This window comes from Streptomyces sp. McG3 (assembly GCF_018619185.1).
Classification (GTDB): Bacteria; Actinomycetota; Actinomycetes; order Streptomycetales; family Streptomycetaceae; genus Streptomyces.
Map to the genome: position 1 here is coordinate 1 of NZ_JAAXYC010000507.1, position 3,179 is coordinate 3,179.

Consider the following 3,179-nt stretch of genomic DNA (forward strand, 5'->3'; position numbering starts at 1 on the left):
AACACAGTGGACGCGAGCAACTGAGGACAAGCCCTCGGCCTATTAGTACCAGTCAGCTCCACCCCTTACAGGGCTTCCACATCTGGCCTATCAACCCAGTCGTCTACTGGGAGCCTTAACCCTTCAAGAGGGTGGGAATACTCATCTCGAAGCAGGCTTCCCGCTTAGATGCTTTCAGCGGTTATCCTTTCCGAACGTAGCCAACCAGCCATGCCCTTGGCAGGACAACTGGCACACCAGAGGTTCGTCCGTCCCGGTCCTCTCGTACTAGGGACAGCCCTTCTCAATATTCCTACGCGCACAGCGGATAGGGACCGAACTGTCTCACGACGTTCTAAACCCAGCTCGCGTACCGCTTTAATGGGCGAACAGCCCAACCCTTGGGACCGACTCCAGCCCCAGGATGCGACGAGCCGACATCGAGGTGCCAAACCATCCCGTCGATATGGACTCTTGGGGAAGATCAGCCTGTTATCCCCGGGGTACCTTTTATCCGTTGAGCGACAGCGCTTCCACAAGCCACTGCCGGATCACTAGTCCCGACTTTCGTCCCTGCTCGACCCGTCGGTCTCACAGTCAAGCTCCCTTGTGCACTTACACTCAACACCTGATTGCCAACCAGGCTGAGGGAACCTTTGGGCGCCTCCGTTACTCTTTAGGAGGCAACCGCCCCAGTTAAACTACCCATCAGACACTGTCCCTGATCCGGATCACGGACCCAGGTTAGACATCCAGCACGACCAGAGTGGTATTTCAACGACGACTCCACAACCACTGGCGTGGCCGCTTCAAAGTCTCCCACCTATCCTACACAAGCCGAACCGAACACCAATATCAAACTATAGTAAAGGTCCCGGGGTCTTTCCGTCCTGCTGCGCGAAACGAGCATCTTTACTCGTAGTGCAATTTCACCGGGCCTATGGTTGAGACAGTCGAGAAGTCGTTACGCCATTCGTGCAGGTCGGAACTTACCCGACAAGGAATTTCGCTACCTTAGGATGGTTATAGTTACCACCGCCGTTTACTGGCGCTTAAGTTCTCAGCTTCGCCACCCCGAAAGGCAGCTAACCGGTCCCCTTAACGTTCCAGCACCGGGCAGGCGTCAGTCCGTATACATCGCCTTACGGCTTCGCACGGACCTGTGTTTTTAGTAAACAGTCGCTTCTCGCTGGTCTCTGCGGCCACCCCCAGCTCAAGCAGCAAGTGCTATCACCAGTGATGGCCCCCCTTCTCCCGAAGTTACGGGGGCATTTTGCCGAGTTCCTTAACCATAGTTCACCCGAACGCCTCGGTATTCTCTACCTGACCACCTGAGTCGGTTTAGGGTACGGGCCGCCATGAAACTCGCTAGAGGCTTTTCTCGACAGCATAGGATCATCCACTTCACCACAATCGGCTCGGCATCAGGTCTCACCCTTAACGTGTGACGGATTTACCTACCACACGGGCTACACCCTTACCCCGGGACAACCACCGCCCGGGCTGGACTACCTTCCTGCGTCACCCCATCGCTTACCTACTACAAGTCTGGTTCATCGGCTCCACCACTACCCTCAACTCCGAAGAGATCGGGCCGGCTTCACGGACTTAGCATCGCCTGATTCAGTACTGGGCGTTTCAAAGCGGGTACCGGAATATCAACCGGTTGTCCATCGACTACGCCTGTCGGCCTCGCCTTAGGTCCCGACTTACCCTGGGCAGATCAGCTTGACCCAGGAACCCTTAGTCAATCGGCGCACACGTTTCTCACGTGTGTATCGCTACTCATGCCTGCATTCTCACTCGTGAACCGTCCACAACTCGCTTCCGCGGCTGCTTCACCCGGCACACGACGCTCCCCTACCCATCCACACAGGCGTTGGCCCTATATGTGTGAATGACACGACTTCGGCGGTACGCTTGAGCCCCGCTACATTGTCGGCGCGGAATCACTTGACCAGTGAGCTATTACGCACTCTTTCAAGGGTGGCTGCTTCTAAGCCAACCTCCTGGTTGTCTCTGCGACTCCACATCCTTTCCCACTTAGCGTACGCTTAGGGGCCTTAGTCGATGCTCTGGGCTGTTTCCCTCTCGACCATGGAGCTTATCCCCCACAGTCTCACTGCCGTGCTCTCACTTACCGGCATTCGGAGTTTGGCTAAGGTCAGTAACCCGGTAGGGCCCATCGCCTATCCAGTGCTCTACCTCCGGCAAGAAACACACGACGCTGCACCTAAATGCATTTCGGGGAGAACCAGCTATCACGGAGTTTGATTGGCCTTTCACCCCTAACCACAGGTCATCCCCCAGGTTTTCAACCCTGGTGGGTTCGGTCCTCCACGAAGTCTTACCTCCGCTTCAACCTGCCCATGGCTAGATCACTCCGCTTCGGGTCTAGAGCGTGCAACTCAATCGCCCTATTCGGACTCGCTTTCGCTACGGCTTCCCCACACGGGTTAACCTCGCTACACACCGCTAACTCGCAGGCTCATTCTTCAAAAGGCACGCAGTCACGACTGCATGTGCAAGCACATACAGCGACGCTCCCACGGCTTGTAGGCACACGGTTTCAGGTACTATTTCACTCCGCTCCCGCGGTACTTTTCACCATTCCCTCACGGTACTATCCGCTATCGGTCACCAGGGAATATTTAGGCTTAGCGGGTGGTCCCGCCAGATTCACACGGGATTTCTCGGGCCCCGTGCTACTTGGGTGTCTCTCAAACGAGCCGTTAATGTTTCAGCTACGGGGGTCTTACCCTCTACGCCGGACCTTTCGCATGTCCTTCGCCTACATCAACGGTTTCTGACTCGTCTCACAGCCGGCAGACCGTGAAAAAGAGATCCCACAACCCCGCATGCGCAACCCCTGCCGGGTATCACACGCATACGGTTTGGCCTCATCCAGTTTCGCTCGCCACTACTCCCGGAATCACGGTTGTTTTCTCTTCCTGAGGGTACTGAGATGTTTCACTTCCCCTCGTTCCCTCCACACTGCCTATGTGTTCAGCAGCGGGTGACAGCCCATGACGACTGCCGGGTTTCCCCATTCGGAAACCCCCGGATCAAAGCTTGGTTGACAGCTCCCCGGGGACTATCGTGGCCTCCCACGTCCTTCATCGGTTCCTGGTGCCAAGGCATCCACCGTGCGCCCTTAAAAACTTGGCCACAGATGCTCGCGTCCACTGTGCAGTTCTCAA

Annotated in this window: 1 rRNA gene; it reads right to left on the reverse strand. The window is 56.3% G+C overall.

The window, feature by feature from the left end:
* Window positions 1-22 precede the first annotated feature (22 nt).
* Window positions 23-3,147, reverse strand: a 23S ribosomal RNA gene (locus HET64_RS37755).
* Window positions 3,148-3,179: the final 32 nt, after the last annotated feature.